Genomic DNA, 355 nt, shown 5'->3' with positions numbered 1-355 from the left:
ATGGTCAACGACGTGTCGGGCTTTGATTTTGACGCGGGACTGGCGCCCATGGTGGCCGGTGCCGGGGTACCTGTCTGCCTGATGCATGCGCAGGGGCTGCCCGCCACGATGCAGGACGACCCGCGTTACGACGACGTGCTGCTGGACGTCTATGATGCCTTGGCCGCACGCATCGACCGGGCGGTCCGGGCGGGCATTCCCGCTGATCGCATCGTGATCGATCCGGGCATCGGCTTCGGCAAGACGGAGGCGCATAATCTGGCGATCCTGCGGCGGATTTCGCTGTATCATGGGCTGGGCTGCCCGATCCTGCTGGGCGTGTCGCGCAAGCGTTTCATCGGCCGGATCGGCGGGG

1 protein-coding gene is annotated in these 355 nt (G+C 66.2%); it reads left to right on the top strand.

Going from position 1 to position 355, the window contains the following annotated elements:
• Positions 1 to 355: dihydropteroate synthase (locus tag TW83_RS17855; protein ID WP_045984137.1), on the top strand; the 355-nt coding region annotated here is incomplete at both ends.

This window comes from Paracoccus sp. S4493, assembly GCF_000967735.1.
GTDB classification, from domain to species: Bacteria; Pseudomonadota; Alphaproteobacteria; order Rhodobacterales; family Rhodobacteraceae; genus Paracoccus; species Paracoccus marcusii.
Note: the sequence above shows the minus strand (reverse complement) of the source record. Positions and strands in the feature narration are given on the sequence as shown.